This window comes from Roseibium sp. (assembly GCF_965233565.1).
Classification (GTDB): Bacteria; Pseudomonadota; Alphaproteobacteria; order Rhizobiales; family Stappiaceae; genus Roseibium.
Genome location: NZ_OZ247494.1, coordinates 241,731 through 258,480, shown reverse-complemented (window position 1 = coordinate 258,480; position 16,750 = coordinate 241,731). Strand labels below are relative to the sequence as shown.

Sequence of the window (16,750 nt, the reverse complement as noted above, 5' to 3'; positions counted from 1 at the left end):
TGACCAGTTGATTTGGACACAGGAGACCTGTCATGGGCCTTTTCGGAGTGATGCGCAGCGGCGTTTCGGGCATGAATGCGCAATCGAGCAAACTCGGCACCGTCGCCGAAAACATCATGAATTCGAGCACCACCGGCTACAAGCGTGCCCAGTCGGAGTTTTCTTCGCTGGTGGTTTCGCAAGGTGCCGGGTCGTTCAACTCCGGCGGCGTGGAAGCTCACACCCAGTACCAGGTGTCCAAGCAGGGCAATATCAGCTTCACGACGTCAAAGCTCGACCTGGCCGTCGACGGCAACGGCTTCTTTGTCGTTGGCAACGAGGCTGGCGAGAGTTTTCTGACGCGGGCCGGTCACTTTGTTCCGGACGGTGACGGGTATCTCCTGAACACGGCCGGGTATTACCTGCAAGGGTACCCGATTACCGGCAATACGGCGCCGACCACGGTTGCCAACGGGCTTGGTGGTCTTGAGCGGATCAACATCACCCAAAACCAGCTGGAAGCAACGCCTACCAGCGAGGCCTTCCTGCGCGTGAATGTGAGTGAGGATGCCGCGATCGTGCCGGCTGCGGATCTGCCGTCTGCAAACGCTGCAACGTCCACCTATTCCCACAAGACGTCGATGATCGTCTACGACAATCTCGGCAATGAGGTGAAACTTGATGTCTACTATTCCAAGGTTTCCGAAACCGCGGCGGATTCAGACTGGGAAGTTGCCATCTACGACGCGGCGGATGCCGGGCCGGGCGGGGGCTTTCCCTACAGCTCCCCGGCACTGAACACCCAGACGCTCACCTTTGATGTGACGACCGGCAATCTGACCGGCGCCAGCCCGACCGACATCAACATCACGGTTCCCAATGGTGGAACCTTCGACATTGATCTCGACCAGTCGACCTATCTGAACGCCGATTTCACCGTGACCAATGTCGATGCCAACGGCAACGCACCGAGCTCGGTGAAAAATGTCGAATTCGACGACGATGGAACGCTTTACGCCATCTACACCAATGGCGACCGGCGCGCGATCTACCAGATCCCGCTGGCCGACGTGCCGAGCCCGGACCGGCTGTCGCCGCTTTCAGGCAATGTCTACAGCCCGTCCTTTGATTCAGGCGATGTCCGCGTCGGTTTTGCGGGCGAGGGGGGGCTTGGAAAAATCAAGGTCGGCGGTCTTGAAGATTCCAATGTCGATCTCGGCAACGAATTGACCTCCATGATCGAATCCCAGCGCACCTACACGGCCAACTCGCAGGTGTTCAAGGCCGGTTCTGACCTGCTCGAACAGCTCGTCAACCTGGTCCGCTAACGGGCGCTGCTGCCAACTGGAAAGTTTTCATCATGAGTTTGTCAGTCGCCCTTCAGGTCGCCCAATCCGCTCTTGCGGCCCGGCAGACGGAATCCTCGGTAATCGCCCGCAATATTTCAGGCGCCCAGGATCCCGGCTATTCACGAAAATCCGTTCTTCTCAGCCAGACCTACACCGACAGCGGTCAGACCGGTGGATTGAAGGTCGACGGTATCGGCCGGGTCACCGACAGTGCGCTTTATTCTTCGCTTTTGCAGTCGACTTCGGTCGGAACGTCGCAAGAAGCCGTGCTTGCCGGCCTGACGCGCATGTCTGAAACCACAGGCGACACGCAGAACAAGATGTCTGCGGCTGCCAGGCTCGGTGAGCTGAAACTGTCCCTGCAGTCCTATGCATCCGATCCCGGCAACGCCATCCAGGCGCAGGACGTGCTGCAATCGTCAAAAGACATGGTCAGCACATTGCAGTCCGGCTCCGCACTGGTCCAGGAGGTCCGCGCCAATGCCGATGCGGACATGGCAACCTCGGTGCGGGAGATCAACACGCTGCTCACCCAGCTGGAGGATCTCAACTCCGTGATTGTCCGCGGGACCCAGGCCGGGGCCGATGTTACCGACGCCCTGGACAGCCGTGATCAGGTGTTGCTCAGTCTTTCAGAAGAGATCGGCATCACCACGCTTAACCGCAGCCACGGGGATGTCGTTGTCTATACCGACAGCGGCGTGACCCTGTTCGAGACAACGGCGCGGGAAGTGGCCTTCCAGCCGACCGTTGTCTATGACGCGACGACGGTGGGCAACACAGTCACGGTGGACGGTGTCCCGGTTGCCGGTCCCGGTGCAGTGATGGAAATCAAGTCCGGCCGGCTGCATGGTCTGGCCGAATTACGCGATGATGTGGCGGTTACCTATCAAAGCCAGCTGGATGAAATCGCGCGTGGGCTGATCGAAGCCTTCGCAGAAAGTGACCAGAGTGGCGGCGGCGGGCCTGACCAGGCGGGTCTCTTCACCTGGTCCGGCGGTCCGGGCATGCCCGCGGCGGCGACGTTGTCACCGGGACTGGCGGCCGAAATTGCCGTCAATGCCAATGCGGACCCGGATCAGGGCGGCAGCCTTGATCGGTTGCGGGACGGCGGCATCTCCGACCCGCTGGATCCGAATTACAATTACAATCCGTCGGGCGCTGCCGGGTTTTCCGATCGCCTGCAGGAGCTTGTCTCCGCTTTTGATCAGGACACGGTCTTTGATGCCGGCGTTGAACTTGATCCGACAGATTCCTTGAGCGGCTTTGCGGCATCGTCGGTCAGCTGGCTGGAAAGCGGCCGCAAGACCATGACCAGCAATGTCGAGGTTCAAAGCGTGATCCTTGGTCGGACTGCGGAAAATCTCAACAACAAGACGGGCGTCAATATCGACGAGGAAATGACCCTGCTCCTGGAGATCGAGCGGTCCTATTCGGCCGCGACCCGGCTGATCTCGGCCGTCGATGCAATGCTTGAAGACCTTCTGGCAGCAGCGAGGTAACGCGCCATGAAAACCACCTATATCTCAACAATTTCACTGTCCGATGCCTCGCGCCGGCAGATCCAGAGCCAGGCCAGTCTCGTGCAGAAACTGGGCGTGGAACTGTCTTCCGGCCGCAAATACGACGTGGGTCTCGATCTTGGAACGCGGACCGGTGAAGCTGTCTCGATCCGCGCGGAGTTTCACTTTCTGCACGGCATCATCGACACCAATGCGCTGGCGGCCTCGCGGCTCGATGTCAGCCAGGCGGCCATGAATGATATCCTGAGCGATGCTCAGGACTTCCTGTCGACGCTGGTCGCGTTGCGGGAGAACGATTCCAGTTCGGACATTGTGAAGGCCGATGCCATCGGCAACATGGAACTGCTGACCTCCCGGTTGAATACGCAGCTCAACGGCAACTTCATGTTCGCGGGTATCAACACCGACCAGGAACCGCTCGCCGACTACGCCGACCCGGCATCGCCGAACAAGATTGCGGCCGATGCGGCTTTCCTGACCGAGTTCGGCATCACGCAGGCAAACCCCGCCGTTTCGGCGATCACGCCGGCGGCCATGGACACCTATCTCAACGGTGCCTTTGACGCCATGTTCCAGGACCCTGCCTGGGGCGCCACCTGGTCGAGCGCGTCCGACAATGTGATGGTCAGCCGGATATCGGCCAGCGAAACCGTCACCAGCTCGGTCAGTGCCAATGAACAGGCTTTCCGCGACCTGGCGGCCGCCTACACGATGATGTCCGACCTCGGCAACGAGAACCTTGATCCAGGCACCTGGAAAACGGTTGTCGACAAGGCGATCGAGAAACTGGGAACCGGAATTGCCGGCGTCACCAGCGAGATGGGCAAGCTCGGCAATGTCCAGGAACAGGTCAACCTCGCCAGCGAGCGCCTCAAGGTTCAGACCGACATCCTGAACAGCCGTGTCAACGACCTGGAAAATGTCAATCTGGAAGAGACCTCGGTTCGGCTCAACACCGCGCTGACCCAGCTGGAAACCACCTATGCGGTCACAGCCCGGATGCAGGGTCTCAGCATCCTCAATTACCTGTAACACCGGCCAAGTGCCTGACATGATTTATCAAACTCAAGCTTGAGAGGGCCCATGTACAATCTGTCCTATGCCGAGGTTATGGATGATCTCTGCTCTGATCAGCGGCTCAACGAACACGAGGCCATGTCGATCGTGATCGACAAGCTCAATGTCGCCAAGGAGCGCGGGGTCAAGTCGCCGGAAGCCGTCGACGCCCTGTTCTACACAAGGCGGCTTTGGAGCTACTTCCTGGAACACCTGGCGGACGACGCCAATGAACTGCCCATCGAGACACGAGCCAACCTGATCTCGGTCGGTATCTGGGTGCTGAAAGAGGTCGAAGCCCTGCGCCAGTGGGAGCAGGAGGATTTCTCCGACATCATCCAGATCAACTCCATCATCCGCGACAGCCTGGACGGGTAAACTTATGAAAATCGGACTGAAAGCGGGCGAGCGCCTGTTCATCAACGGCGCGGTGATCCGGGCTGACAAGAAAACCAACATCGAACTCATGAATGATGCCGTCTTTCTGCTGGAAGCCCATGTGCTGCAGCCGGAGGATGCAACAACGCCGCTGCGTCAGCTTTATTTCATTCTGCAGACCATGATCATCGATCCGGTGTCGGCGCCCGCGGTCCAGGACATGTTCCATCTTGTGCTCGGGTCGGTGAAATCAGCCTTCTCGACGCGGGAAATTCTGGTGCGCCTCGACGAGGTCGATGAGCTGGCCAAGGCAGAGCGCTGGTTTGAAGCCATGAAAGTCGTCCGGGCGCTTTATCCGATCGAAGCGAACCTGATGATGTCGGAAAAAAGCCAGGCGGGCCAATCCAACCGGAACGGTCAGGGCGGTAACGCGTCGGCGAGCGCGCCAAGGCCCGCGCCGAGCCGATTTCACAACGGACCACAACTGGCTGTCGTCTGAACAGTTCAAGGAGACCCCCAATGACAAGCGTTGAAGGTGTAACGGGAACGCAGGCCGCCGGATCAGCAGCTGCGGCGCAGCAGAAACTGACCGTGGACTACGACATGTTTCTGCAGCTGATGATGGCGCAAATGCAGAACCAGGATCCCACCAATCCGATGGATGCCACAGAGCAGCTGTCTCAGCTCGCAAGCTTCAGTCAAGTCGAGCAGGGTATCCAGACCAATGCCAAGCTCGAAACCCTGCTGACCAACATGTCCTTCGGTCAGGTTGATGACCTGATCGGGCGAACGGTCACCGATCCGGGCGGGACCACCGGTGTTGTGGAACGTGTCGAAGTCTATTCGGATGGCACGGTGCTCGGTCTCGACAATGGTGAGGGCATTCTGCTTGGGCCAGGTGTAACCATTTCCTGAGGACTAAAATTCCGATGAATGAAGTTGATGCCCTGGACCTGGTCAGGTCCGCCATATGGACGATCCTGGTCGGCTCTGCCCCCGCCATTGTGCCTGCCATGGTCGTCGGCATCGGCATTGCGCTGTTGCAGGCCCTGACCCAGGTCCAGGAAATCACCCTGACCTTCATTCCCAAGATCGTTGCCATTCTGGTGATGATCGTGGTCGCCGGTCCGTTTATCGGCGGCCAGATCTATACGCTGACGACATTGATTTACAGCCGGATCGAAACCGGATTCTAGCGATTTTCTTGATGTAACTGGGGGTTGCTGAAAGCCTCGGTTTTACCCCGGGGCGAGCCGGGGGCGCGCATTCCAGAGACGCGGAATTTCGCAGCTGCCTATTCGAAAAAAACACCCTGGCTTTGGCAAATGTTTTTGCGAGAGGGCCCGGCTCTGCGCTGCACTTGTCCGAGGTGACGTCCGTTGCCGCTGCTGCGCAGCCCTACAAACTTCTCCCTGATTATCCGCCTCACAAAAAGCCTCGCGCAAGCTTCGGGCGCGAGGTTGCCAGTCGATAGACATGCAACAGAGGAACGGCATGACAGACACCTCCCTTTCGCCGGTTGCCGAGGGCGCGCCGGACAGCCGCCGGGACGTTGCTTTTGCGCTCGGTATTGTTGTCATCCTGGCGGTGCTGTTCCTGCCGATCCCGACTTTCCTGATCGATATCGGCCTGGCCATGTCGATCGCCCTGTCGGTACTCATCCTGATGGTGGCGCTCTGGATCCAGAAGCCTCTCGACTTCTCGTCCTTCCCGACGATCCTGTTGATCGCGACCATGTTGCGCCTGTCGCTCAACATCGCCACCACGCGGGTGATCCTGGCCAATGGTCACGAAGGGCTGAATGCGGCGGGATACGTCATCAACGGCTTTTCGCAATTCGTCATGAGTGGAGATTTTGTCATCGGTCTGATCGTCTTCGCGATCCTGGTGACCGTGAACTTCCTCGTCATCACCAAGGGCGCGACCCGTATCGCGGAAGTCGGCGCCCGCTTCACGCTTGATGCCATTCCGGGCAAGCAGATGGCGATTGATGCGGATCTTTCCGCCGGTCTGATCGACGAAAAGGAAGCGCAGCGGCGGCGTAAGGAACTGGAAGAGGAAAGCTCCTTTTTCGGTGCAATGGACGGTGCCTCCAAATTCGTGCGCGGCGATGCCATTGCCGGCCTGATCATCACAGCGGTGAATATTCTCGGCGGCATCATTATCGGGGTCACGCGCTATGACATGACCGTTGCCAGCGCATCGGACGTCTTCACCAAACTGTCTGTTGGCGATGGTCTCGTGTCCCAGATCCCGGCACTGATCGTCTCTCTTGCAGCGGGTCTCCTGGTCTCCAAGGGCGGGACGCGCGGGTCAGCCGACAAGGCCGTTCTCGGCCAGTTGGGCGCTTATCCGCGCGCTCTCTTTGTGGCCGCAATCCTGATGGGCGTCTTCGCGCTGATGCCGGGGCTGCCGATGCTGCCTTTCCTTCTGCTGGCCGGCCTGATGGGTTTTATCGGCTACACCATCCCGAGGCGCATGGCGGCCCAGAAGAAGGTTGCAGAGGAAAAACAGCGTGAGGCGGAAGAGCAGGCCAAGCTGGAAGAAAAGGATTCCGTCAAGGAAACGCTGAAATCGGCCGAGGTCGAACTGGTTCTCGGCAAACAATTGTCGGCCGACCTGATGACCAAGACCGGTGAACTCTCCAGGCGTGTTGCCAAGATGCGCCGGAAATTCGCTGAGCAATATGGTTTTGTCGTGCCCGATATAAGGGTGACCGACAGTCTGACGCTGGACCCGAAAAGCTACCAGATCAAGATCCACGGCACGATCATCACCTCACAGCAGTTGAAGGTCGGCGAACTGCTGGTGATCCCGAACAGCGATGCAGCACTGCCGGTGCCTGCAGACGAGACCCGCGAACCGGCGTTCGGCATGACCGCCTACTGGGTGCCCCAGGCCTACAAGGATGAACTGAAGCGCCGCGGCCTGATGCCTGCGGAAAACATCACCGTGATCCTGACACATCTGAGCGAAGTGATCCGCAACAACCTGCCGCAACTCCTGTCCTACAAGGACATGCGCAAACTGTTCGACCGGCTGGACCCGGAATACCAGAAGCTGCTCGATGACATCTGCCCGGCGCACACTTCCTTTTCCGGTCTGCAGGCGGTTCTCAAGCTTCTGCTGGCCGAACGGGTGTCGATCCGCAATCTGAACCTGATCCTGGAGGCGATCGCCGAAATCGTGCCGCATGTACGCCGCTCCGAACAGGTGGTGGAACATGTGCGCATGCGCATTGCCCAGCAGATCTGCGGCGATCTCGCCGAAGGCGGCCCGCTGCAGGTGCTCCGGCTCGGCAACCGCTGGGATCTCGCCTTTCACAATGCCTTGAAGCGCGATGCCAAGGGCGATGTTGTAGAATTCGATATCGAGCCTCAGCTGGTTGAGGATTTCGGCACGCAGATGTCCGATGCGGTCAAGAAACACATGAAGCAGGGCAGCCGCTTTGCCATCGTGGCCGCACCGGATGCAAGGCCTTATGTGCGCATGATCGTGGAGCGCATGTTCCCAACCTTGCCGGTTCTTTCGCATCTGGAGATTGCCCGCGGTGTCGATGTCTCCGCGCTTGGAACCGTGTCGTGATTTCGGGCGGACTCTTTTTCAGCACCTTCAGTGCATCCGTGCTGCTGGCCGTGTTTTTGCTGTTCTGCCGAATTGGGGCCTGCCTGATGATCATTCCGGGATTCGGCAGCAACCGGATCCCGGCACGTGTGCGCCTGTTTGTGGCCCTGTCGATATCACTGGCCCTGTCACCGCTGCTCGTTCCCGGTATCCAGGCATCGCTGCCCGACGAGCAGCTCGGGACGGTGGCCTGGTTCATCGGCGCGGAAATCCTCACCGGCGCCTTTATCGGTTTCCTCGGCCGGATCTTTCTGGCGGCCCTGGAGACACTGACCACGCTGGTCTCCATGGCAATCGGCCTGTCCAACATGCCGGGCATGCCGATTGACGGAACGGACACCTTGCCGCCGGTTGCAAGTCTCTTCACCGTGACGGCGACTGCCATGGTGTTCATCACCAATCAGCATTGGGAAATCCTGCGGGGGCTTGTGGCGTCCTATGAGGCGATACCGCCAGGCCAGCCGCTGGCCGCCGTTGCCAGCCTGGAGCAGTTCGCCGAACAACTGGGACGCACCTTCATCCTGGCCCTCAGGGTGTGCAGCCCGTTTATCGTCTACACCGTGGTGGTCAATTTCGCAGTCGGCCTGATCAACAAGCTGACGCCGACCATCCCGGTCTACTTCATCTCCATGCCGTTTGTAATCGCGGGCGGTCTCTACTTTCTCTATCTCGTTGTCGCGGAAGCCATCATGATCTTCCTCGACAGCTACTTCCAATGGCTCCAGTTCGGCTGATCCCAGCCGTGAAAGGTTCTCAGGTCGATGGCTCGCAACAGTCAGGAAATCGAACGCTTGTTCCGGATGCAGAAGCAGATTTTCCTGTTTTCCTCTTGGCTTCTGCAGAAGCTCGATGCCCAGGTCTACCAGTTGAGTGAAAAGGAACGGCGTATCCTGCTGGCGCTTTCCAGCGGCGACCTGGCGCAACATGACCGCTTCATTGCCAATGCGGCCGAGCGTCTGCGGCGGATTATCGAAGAAATGTCGCGTCTCTCGGAGGCAAGGGACAAGGTCAATTCCGAATATGACCGCCAGCGCCTGATGTTGAAACTGATGTCCGAACGTCTTGCCAGGATGCGCGGCGAAGAACAGCGTGCGGAAGAGGAACGGGACCTGCTTGAGCTGCTGGAGCGGCGTTACGGTTAGCCAGGGTCAGGACCACGTATTTGAGTGAAATGGTCGGGATGAACTTGCTAGGATACGAGGCGCAAAGCTGCAGGAAACCGAAAGGTTTCCAGAGATCTGCAACGACGTTGCCGGGCAAATTCACCCCATCCCGGTGGGGCCAAAAACGGCTTTGATCTGCTGCGTCGAACCGCTCAACCGGGCAAACAGCCCGCTTTTCGCACTTTTCCTTGCAGCTCATCGGCGTTTGTTGCGCCACTTCGATCAAATTGATGAGCCCTGACCATAGACGTTCCGCTTGCCTGCCCAATCACCACACAAGCCCCAAGCAAGCTCAGCGGGCTAGACATGATCCTGCAAACGAGGCCCGGCAGAGCCCATTGCTTGCCTTGCCTGTCACCCGCCGGGTCTTGTTTGCAACTGATCTTCACTAGGAGCCAACCATGGCGATCTCACCTCCCTCAGACCTGATCCTGGATGTCGCCAACGCCGCCGATCCGGTGGAGCTCAAGCAAGCGACCGGCCGATTGCGCAGCATTGCCACCGGCGGATCGGGCGAGGGGTTCGCTCTGGCATTCCAGGATGCTTCGACGCGTGCCTTCGAGGCCGGGAGCAGTTTCCGTTCGAAAGGGGCGGTCGCGGCCACAGCTGCAAAATCGCCGGGCGAAGATTTTGAAGCGATGATCCTCACCCAGTTTGTAGAGACGATGCTGCCGGATGACGCCGAGCAGGTTTTCGGCAAGGGATCTTCTGGAGAGATCTGGAAGTCGATGCTCGCCGAACAGGTAGCGACGCAGTTGGCAGCAAGCGGCGGCGTCGGGATCGCCGACATGATCAATAACAACCTGACCCAGGCGACAGCTGACAAGGGAGATACGGCATAATGGATTCAAGCCCGGAAACCGCTCAGATTGACGCCACTGGACCGGAACCTGCCGCCACCGGCGTCGTCGTTCAGGCGCACCGGCCGGATCCGGCGCGCTCCACACCTCTGACCCTGGCCGTCAAACGCGCGATCGAGGCGGTGCGCGACGAAACAAGGGCGCTTCGGGCTGACCCGACCACCGATCTCAAGACCTACGAATACGGCAAGAGCCAGGCGTTGCTGGACCTGATGCGCGCGCGTGCGCTGGTGCCGCCGGCCGCCTATTCGGACGAGCTCAAGGCCGAGCTTGCCGATTTCAAACAGGTCCTGGAAGAAAATATCGGCCTTCTGGAGCTGCACATGAATGCAGTTTCCGAAGTGGTGCAGCTGATGTCGCGGACGATGATCGATTTTGACAGCGACGGCACCTATCAGGCCCCGTTTCCGGAGCGTGCCCGATGATCAAGATTCTGGCGGCCGGGCTGTGGATGTCTGCGACCATGCTGATCTCCGGGTATGGCACGACGCAATACCTGGCGGCCCAGAAGCGGGTGGGGGAGGAGGAGCCGGCCTTTGTCGGGCTCGACTACGAGACCGTGAAACCGGTCAATGTTCCGATCCTGTCCGATGGTATCCTGCAGGGCTATGTGGTCATCAAAATGGTGTTCACGGCCGATGGAGACACGCTACGCCGGCTGCCGGTACCGCCGCATCCCTTCCTGGTCGACGAAGCCTTCAGGGTGCTCTATTCCGATGAAACCCTGGATTTCCGTGGCCTGGAGCGCTACGACCTCGAGGCTCTCACGGTCCACCTCAAGGAAACCACCAACGGCAGACTCGGCCGCAAGGTCGTGCATGATGTCCTGGTGGAAGAGTTCAACTATTTCGACAAGGAGGACGTGATCACGCATTGAAAGTGATCTGCGTTCCTGGTCTTTCGTTTTGTCCTGCAGCCTCCCAGGCAATTGGCGCCCGGTTTCGACTGGGCGTCTTTTTTGTGCTTCAAGAAGATTGTCCAACAAACATCCGCTCATCACGGCTGTGTGACAGTGATGTATGCATAAATGTCTGAATAAGGTTGATTGTTCCCTTGCGGTACTCGGGCGGGAGCACTAGGAAGCGCGTTCCCGTTTCCGCCAGGCAGTTTTCAGTCCATGTCAGATATTGAGAGCCGAACAAGAACCGTTGTCGCCCAGACACTTAACCTCTCAAACTGGATCGTGACACCCGATGCAACTCTTGAAAAACTCGGAGCAGACAGTTTCGATGCCATCGGGCTGGTCATGGCCGTGGAGCGCGAGTTCGGGTGTTCTTTGCCGGATGATGTCTTCAGCGCTCTGGATGACAAAAAGGCCAAAATGACCTTGCAGGATCTTGCCGGTCAGATTGAAGAGGCGCTCAAGCGTTAAAGGCAGGAACAGGCACACAGGACGGGCAGCCGCCTATTTCAGGTTTGTTCATGGTCACCTGTTTCGAAAATCGTGTCGATGGCCTGGAACATGGTCTTGTAGACCCCGATCTCGTCCTTGGCGAAATCCCCGTGCGGCACAGCCTTCTTGGCTTCCCGCAATAGATCGTCGCGAATCGCGTCAAGATCGACGCCCGTTTTTTCGGCGTGTTTTGAAAGCTCCAGATGCAGCCGCTTGGCGATGCCGGCATAAGCGATGATGGCCGTCACCGCGTGCGCGGGATCGTCCGGAATGGGGATCTTTTTCATGAATGATGGTGCCTTGACTTACCTTGCCCTTTGCCGCCATGCGATCGATATCGGGTTTTGAGATGTGATTCAAAAGGAAGCAGCGGTGAACATGAGATTGTTGTTGAACTTGTTTGCCTTTCTTCTCGCGCCAGGTCTGGCGTTGGCGGACCATGAGCCGGTGTTTTTTGAATTGAGCAATCAATGCGAAAATCAAAGAACAGCCTGGAAAGCGACAAACCGTGTTCAGGGCATTCTTGATGAAAGCAGACTGGACCGCGATATGGTAAAGGTCTTTCGGTTTTGTAACACCTCAGAGCTCGGTCATGTCGATTTCTTGTTGAAGTGGGATTACGACTACGATGTCGAGGGGCAAACACGTGAAGGCTCGACTGTGTGGCGCAAGAAGTTGCCCTCAGGATGGTGCATGGACGCGGAAGGTGCGTCCATGATCAAAATCCTGAAAGAAGACCCGCCCGCCGTGGCCGGAGGAGGTTTTTTGCGTGTTCCAGAATAGTCGAAATTGATCACAGTCCGACGGGCATGCCTTACCGCAGCCGCGCGTCCTTGAGGGCATCCAGCAACATCTCGGTTTCCTTCGCCTTGCTGCCGCCGGCATCGGGCACTTCGACATAAGAGACGTTCACGGCGTTGTCCGGCCAGGCCAGCACAACGGTGAAATAGATCCAGACGCCCTTGTTGAAGAACTCGAGATCCAGCGAAACCCTTGGGGTCTGGTCCCACTCGACCTCGGCCTGGGCGGCCATGGAATACCGTAACGAGCCCTCCTTGAAGAAGAGCTCGGCAGACGTCTTGATCAGTTCTTCGATGTTGCCGTGCTGATCGGTGCGGATATAGGCAATCAGGTCGATCGCATCGACCAGTTTCAGGTCTTCGATGAACTCGGTGAGGGCGGCGGCAATGGCTTCCTGGCGCTGGCGGTCGCTTTCCAACGGGGACGGCTTGTCGCCGTCGCCTTCCGGCATATCGTGCATTCCCCGGGCCTCCAAATACATTAAATTATACAGCAGTTTTGGCCTGGCGTGAGTACACGTAGCAAATGATTTCCGCAACTGCCCTGTAGAATTCCGGCGGGATCATCCTTTCCACTTCGGTGGCCGCGTAAAGGGATCGGGCCAGCTGGCGGTCCTCGATCACGGGGATTTCGTTGGCTTCCGCGATCTCGCGGATCTTGAGCGCGATCAGGTCCTGTCCCTTGGCTACAACAATCGGCGCGGGGTTTTGATCCCCGTCATAACGCAGTGCAACTGCAAAATGTGTCGGATTGGCGACGACGAGGGTGGCCTGGGGCACGGCTGCGATCATGCGATTGCGGGCACGGTCCCTGGCAAGCGATCTCTGGCGCGCCTTGACGATCGGGTCACCCTCCATCTGCTTGTGCTCGTCCTTGATCTCCTGCTTGCTCATGCGCAGGTTCTTGCGCCAATGGGCGCGGGACCACAGGATGTCGACGGTGACCAGCAGGATGGTGACGATGCAGACGCCGGCGATCAGCTTCATGGAGATCTGAAGGATCGCTTCGGGCAGGGCGCTTGGGTCGGTGAACATGGCGTTGATCAGATCCGCTTCATTTGTTCGGAACTGGCCATAGACAATGGCGCTGACCGTGGAGAACTTGAAGACAGCCTTGAGGAACTCCACGAGACCCTGGGCGCCAAAGATCCGGTTCCAGCCCTTGGCGAGCGAGAGCTTTGAAAAGTCCGGCTTGATCCGGTGAAAGACGATGCGGGGTGCATTTTGCAGAAAGGCCGAGGCGAGCCCCGCCACGGCCAGCAGCGAGACGATCGGCGCCAGGAAGATGAGCACCTCGACGGAGACTGCGTGGCTGAGCAGCAAGGCGTCTGCACTGTTTCCAAGATCCACTCCTCCCGAAATGTCCAGAAGATGGGTCAGCCGTTCCAAAAGCCGCTGCGCAGCCGAGGTAAGAACAAAGCTGCCGATCAGAAGCGTTGCGATGAACGTTGCCAGAACCGGGGCTTCCCGGGAGACCGGTGTGTTGCCCTTCTCAATGGCATCGTTGATCTTCTTCTCGGTGGGTTCTTCTGTCTTGAGATCCTTGTCTTCTTCCGACATCAGGCCTCCTGCCTAGGCGGATGCGAGAACACGCGACCCGGCCGATAACAGATCAGGCAAAGAACGCCCCTTCGTCCTGTTTCGGATTGAGTTCGATTTCGCCGCGCCCGGCCATTTCCAGTGCAAGGTTGGTAATGGCGCTGCGCGCATCGAGCACGTCGCGTTGCGCAGCAGGTTCGGCGGCTGCCAGCTCGTGTTCGGCGATGCGCCGGGCACGGGAGGTCAACGACGACAGGATCACTTCCCGGAACTGCCCGTCCGTCCCTTTGAGCGCCATGACAATGCGATCGGTCGGGATCTGGTCGAAGATGGCCATGCGGGTACGGGCATTGAGGTTGATGATATCGTCGAAGGTGAAGAGCAGGCCCTTCAGCAGTTCCGCGGTCTTCGGCCGGACCTCGTTCAGGTTGTCGAGCGCATCTTCCATGTGCTCGCGGTCCATCTTGTTGAGGATGTCCGCCATGCGGGCATGGCTGTCGGCCTCCAGGGTTCCGGACAGATTGAGCATGAAATCCTCATGCATGGTCTTTTCAACGTCCCGCATGATTTCCGGTACCACCGCCTTGATGGACAACATGCGGCGAACAAGTGAGTTGCGCGTCTCGACATTGATCTGGCCGAGCACCTTTGCCGCTGCACTCGGTTTGATCTTGGTCAGGATCAGGGCAGCGGTCTGCGGATGCTCCTTCAGGAGATAGTTGGCAAAGACAGTCTCCGACACGGTGGTCAGCCGGTCCCAGATCGAACGGTTGGAGTTGCCAAGCACGTCCGACATGATGTCGGCCAGCTGGTCGTCCGGCAGCACGCCCTCCAGCATTTTCTCCACCTCGTTGGCGGATCCGTAGAGTGTGGTGCCGGTGGAGAACTGTTCGATGAATTCTTCTGCAAGCCAGTCGAGTTCCGTGGAGGCCACCGTGCCGAGCTGCGCGGCCGTCACGGTGATCATGCGGATTTCTTCCTGATCGAAATGCCGGAGCAGCTTTTGCGAACTTGTCTTGCCCAATGACAGCAGCAGGGCGGCCACTCTCTGGACACCGTTCAGGCGTCTGGCTGGTGGTGCCGGTGGTTTGGCCAGGGCATTGGCGGTCGCTGCGGCAGCGTTGGCGGTGCTCGTCATACTCTTCTTACCTTATGGAGACTGCCCGGGAGGAGGCTTGCGATCGGTTTCAGACCTCGAGCGCGCCGTTCTGCGTATTGATGATTTCCGTAAGCGAAACGCCAAAACGGGAATTGTCGTCTTCTACAACGACCACTTCGCCACGGGCGATCACCCGGCCGTTGACAACGATGTCGATCGGTTCGCCGACCCGGTGATTGAGCGGAATGACAGCGCCGCGACCGAGTTTCAGGAGATTGGAAACGAGCATGGTCGCCGAACCCAGAACTACCTGGATATTGACCGGGATGCCGAGGATGGTGTCCAGATTGCGGTCGTCGCCGATGGTCTCGGCCTGGTCTTTTTCCGGCATTTCCACCTTGGCGAAATTGGTGGCATCGGCGGGCTTGGCCTTGGTGCCGGCGTCAGCGTCAATGTGATCAATGATGGTGTCGGACATTACATCTTATCCTTCTGGGTCATGGAGACGGTGCGGAACGGGCTGTGCAGCGAGTTTTCGATGCGATGCACCCGGGTCGGGGTCTGCTCGACGGCCTGCCCACGATGAATGGTTGTCTGAGACCGGACCGACGTGCGGGGAGGGTCAGTCCGGTCGGCGGCGGGATCTTCGGCTGCGTCCTTGACAAAAAGGTCCAGGTCGTCGGGGGACGGCTGATAGCGCTTCGGATCGTTCATGACGGCTGTTGCTCTGGAAAGCTCTTTCAGCTCCGCTCTCAGGACGGATTGCTGACGCTTGGCTTCCCGGGTCAGCCCGTCGATCTCCGCGATCAGCTCCCGAGCGTCGTCCATCCGGCTGCCAAGGGCATTGAGCAATTGCGCGCTTTTGACATTGATTTCCTGGATCGAGACCTCGATGCCATCGAGCGCGAGTGCTGTCTGGTCGAAGATGCGCTGGTAGTCTTCATGGTAGCTGCCGAGCTGGCGCAGCTCCCGGTGCATGGTCAGCATCCGGACCGTGGTCGCGACAAGCGCAACCAGCAGGATGCCATCAACGATTACGGAGATCATCGAACAGATCCTTTTCTTCCTCGTGGATGAGTTCCTCGATCTGCAGCGTGTAGGACCCGTTCAGCTGACCAAGCTGGCAAGTGAAGACGGGCTGTTCGTTGCAGGCGAGGGTGACCGGGGAGCGCGCAGTCGCCTGGAGTTCGATGACCTGACCAACCTGAAGGCTGGTGAGATCGCCCAGCGACATTTCGCGTTCTTCCAGAATGGCTTCCAGCTTGACTTCGGTGCGCTGGATCTCGTTGTGGAAGTGTTGGGTCCACTGCTTGTCGCGGCTGGACATCTCACCGGAGAGAACCTGTGACAGTCGCTGACGCAGCGGGTTGAGGGTCGAGTGCGGCATCACCACGAAGACCTCGCCGCCACGGCCAATGGCCTGTTGCAGCAGGCGGGCGACGACAGCCGGATTGTTGCGCCGGCCGACGACGGCAAAATCCATGCGGCTTTCGATACGCTCTATCTTCAGGGTCGTCTCAGCGATCGGAGCAAAGCTCTCCGCCAACGCCTTGGCGGCGACCTCGAACATCGTGCGCGCAATGCGGGTCTCGATGTTGGAGAAGGAGCGTTCGTCGTCGATCGGCGGTTCGGTGCCGTCCGCGCCGAAAAGCACATCCACCAGCGTGAAGATGAAGTCGCGGTCGAAGCCGACGAGCACGCGCGCATCCCATTCGGGCGAATAGAGAACGGCAACAAGAGCGTTGGATTCGAATTCGTCGAGCACGTCACCGATGCGGTTGTTTTCCACATAGCTCACCGAGATGTAGGACGGTGAGGGCGATTTCTGGCGCATGGCGTCGGCCATCAGCCTGGCCATCCGGTCGAACACCACCGGAAGCATCGGCAGGCGGTCGACAGAGATGCCGGCGGCATCCAGGAGGCGATCTGCGATCATCGCCCGTTCGGAACTGGAGGAGCCGGCGCTTGCGGTCGCTGCTTCGATCAT

The 16,750-nt window shown here is 58.8% G+C and carries 22 protein-coding genes; 15 read left to right on the top strand and 7 right to left on the bottom strand.

What is annotated here, in order from left to right:
* Positions 1 to 32 precede the first annotated feature (32 nt).
* The 14 genes from ACO6TG_RS01170 to ACO6TG_RS01105 all read left to right on the top strand — a co-directional run bounded on the left by ACO6TG_RS01170 (position 33) and on the right by ACO6TG_RS01105 (position 11,304).
* Positions 33 to 1,307: a flagellar hook protein FlgE gene (locus ACO6TG_RS01170; protein WP_094070885.1), complete on the top strand. Its 1,275-nt coding sequence runs from the start codon at positions 33 to 35 to the stop codon at positions 1,305 to 1,307.
* 32 nt (positions 1,308 to 1,339) lie between these two features.
* Complete coding sequence (flgK, locus tag ACO6TG_RS01165) at positions 1,340 to 2,830, top strand: flagellar hook-associated protein FlgK (protein WP_422376511.1); 1,491 nt, start codon at positions 1,340 to 1,342, stop codon at positions 2,828 to 2,830.
* A gap of 6 nt (positions 2,831 to 2,836) precedes the next feature.
* On the top strand, positions 2,837 to 3,883 hold the full coding sequence (locus ACO6TG_RS01160; RefSeq protein WP_422376510.1) for a flagellar hook-associated family protein: 1,047 nt from the start codon (positions 2,837 to 2,839) through the stop codon (positions 3,881 to 3,883).
* Positions 3,884 to 3,934: 51 nt separating this feature from the next.
* Positions 3,935 to 4,285 carry a flagellar biosynthesis regulator FlaF gene (flaF, locus tag ACO6TG_RS01155; protein WP_094070882.1) on the top strand — a complete coding sequence of 117 codons (351 nt, stop codon included), beginning with the start codon at positions 3,935 to 3,937 and terminating at the stop codon, positions 4,283 to 4,285.
* 4 nt (positions 4,286 to 4,289) lie between these two features.
* Positions 4,290 to 4,784 carry a flagellar biosynthesis repressor FlbT gene (gene flbT, locus ACO6TG_RS01150; RefSeq protein ID WP_422376509.1) on the top strand — a complete coding sequence of 165 codons (495 nt, stop codon included), beginning with the start codon at positions 4,290 to 4,292 and terminating at the stop codon, positions 4,782 to 4,784.
* A gap of 20 nt (positions 4,785 to 4,804) precedes the next feature.
* Entirely contained in the window at positions 4,805 to 5,200 is a 396-nt protein-coding gene (gene flgD / locus ACO6TG_RS01145; RefSeq protein ID WP_094070880.1) for a flagellar hook assembly protein FlgD, read from the top strand.
* A 14-nt stretch (positions 5,201 to 5,214) separates the two neighbouring features.
* On the top strand, positions 5,215 to 5,481 hold the full coding sequence (gene fliQ, locus ACO6TG_RS01140) for a flagellar biosynthesis protein FliQ (protein WP_094070879.1): 267 nt from the start codon (positions 5,215 to 5,217) through the stop codon (positions 5,479 to 5,481).
* 298 nt (positions 5,482 to 5,779) lie between these two features.
* Positions 5,780 to 7,870, top strand: a complete 2,091-nt coding sequence (flhA, locus tag ACO6TG_RS01135) for a flagellar biosynthesis protein FlhA (protein WP_422376508.1) — start codon at positions 5,780 to 5,782, stop codon at positions 7,868 to 7,870.
* A gap of 86 nt (positions 7,871 to 7,956) precedes the next feature.
* Positions 7,957 to 8,643, top strand: coding sequence for a flagellar biosynthetic protein FliR (locus tag ACO6TG_RS01130; protein ID WP_422376507.1), 687 nt, complete (start codon positions 7,957 to 7,959; stop codon positions 8,641 to 8,643).
* Between the two features lie 27 nt (positions 8,644 to 8,670).
* A complete protein-coding gene (locus tag ACO6TG_RS01125) occupies positions 8,671 to 9,051 on the top strand; it encodes a flagellar biosynthesis protein R (protein WP_094070876.1) in 381 nt (126 codons plus the stop codon).
* A 422-nt stretch (positions 9,052 to 9,473) separates the two neighbouring features.
* Positions 9,474 to 9,914 carry a rod-binding protein gene (locus tag ACO6TG_RS01120; protein ID WP_422376506.1) on the top strand — a complete coding sequence of 147 codons (441 nt, stop codon included), beginning with the start codon at positions 9,474 to 9,476 and terminating at the stop codon, positions 9,912 to 9,914.
* The gene (locus ACO6TG_RS01115) at positions 9,914 to 10,357 is read left to right on the top strand and encodes a hypothetical protein (RefSeq protein ID WP_422376505.1); all 444 of its coding nucleotides are present in this window, start codon (positions 9,914 to 9,916) and stop codon (positions 10,355 to 10,357) included. Before ACO6TG_RS01120 ends, ACO6TG_RS01115 begins: the two co-directional genes overlap by 1 nt.
* A complete protein-coding gene (locus ACO6TG_RS01110) occupies positions 10,354 to 10,809 on the top strand; it encodes a hypothetical protein (protein ID WP_094070874.1) in 456 nt (151 codons plus the stop codon). The genes ACO6TG_RS01115 and ACO6TG_RS01110 overlap by 4 nt, the downstream gene beginning before the upstream one ends.
* A 240-nt stretch (positions 10,810 to 11,049) precedes the next feature.
* On the top strand, positions 11,050 to 11,304 hold the full coding sequence (locus ACO6TG_RS01105) for an acyl carrier protein (RefSeq protein WP_094070873.1): 255 nt from the start codon (positions 11,050 to 11,052) through the stop codon (positions 11,302 to 11,304).
* A gap of 38 nt (positions 11,305 to 11,342) precedes the next feature.
* On the opposite strand, the gene ACO6TG_RS01100 is transcribed toward ACO6TG_RS01105, so the two are convergent.
* Entirely contained in the window at positions 11,343 to 11,612 is a 270-nt protein-coding gene (locus ACO6TG_RS01100) for a hypothetical protein (protein WP_422376504.1), read from the bottom strand.
* Positions 11,613 to 11,697: 85 nt separating this feature from the next.
* On the opposite strand from ACO6TG_RS01100, the gene ACO6TG_RS01095 reads away from it, so the two are divergent.
* Entirely contained in the window at positions 11,698 to 12,108 is a 411-nt protein-coding gene (locus ACO6TG_RS01095) for a hypothetical protein (protein ID WP_422376503.1), read from the top strand.
* A gap of 31 nt (positions 12,109 to 12,139) precedes the next feature.
* On the opposite strand, the gene ACO6TG_RS01090 is transcribed toward ACO6TG_RS01095, so the two are convergent.
* From ACO6TG_RS01090 to ACO6TG_RS01065, 6 genes are all read right to left on the bottom strand, one after another.
* Positions 12,140 to 12,586, bottom strand: coding sequence for a hypothetical protein (locus tag ACO6TG_RS01090; RefSeq protein WP_208988608.1), 447 nt, complete (start codon positions 12,584 to 12,586; stop codon positions 12,140 to 12,142).
* A 25-nt stretch (positions 12,587 to 12,611) separates the two neighbouring features.
* Positions 12,612 to 13,685: a flagellar biosynthesis protein FlhB gene (flhB, locus tag ACO6TG_RS01085; RefSeq protein ID WP_094070869.1), complete on the bottom strand. Its 1,074-nt coding sequence runs from the start codon at positions 13,683 to 13,685 to the stop codon at positions 12,612 to 12,614.
* A gap of 52 nt (positions 13,686 to 13,737) precedes the next feature.
* Complete coding sequence (locus ACO6TG_RS01080; RefSeq protein ID WP_094070868.1) at positions 13,738 to 14,802, bottom strand: flagellar motor switch protein FliG; 1,065 nt, start codon at positions 14,800 to 14,802, stop codon at positions 13,738 to 13,740.
* Positions 14,803 to 14,851: 49 nt separating this feature from the next.
* A complete protein-coding gene (fliN, locus tag ACO6TG_RS01075) occupies positions 14,852 to 15,154 on the bottom strand; it encodes a flagellar motor switch protein FliN (RefSeq protein ID WP_208988908.1) in 303 nt (100 codons plus the stop codon).
* Positions 15,155 to 15,240: 86 nt separating this feature from the next.
* On the bottom strand, positions 15,241 to 15,810 hold the full coding sequence (locus tag ACO6TG_RS01070) for a hypothetical protein (RefSeq protein ID WP_422376502.1): 570 nt from the start codon (positions 15,808 to 15,810) through the stop codon (positions 15,241 to 15,243).
* Positions 15,791 to 16,750 carry a flagellar motor switch protein FliM gene (locus ACO6TG_RS01065; protein ID WP_094070865.1) on the bottom strand — a complete coding sequence of 320 codons (960 nt, stop codon included), beginning with the start codon at positions 16,748 to 16,750 and terminating at the stop codon, positions 15,791 to 15,793. Before ACO6TG_RS01065 ends, ACO6TG_RS01070 begins: the two co-directional genes overlap by 20 nt.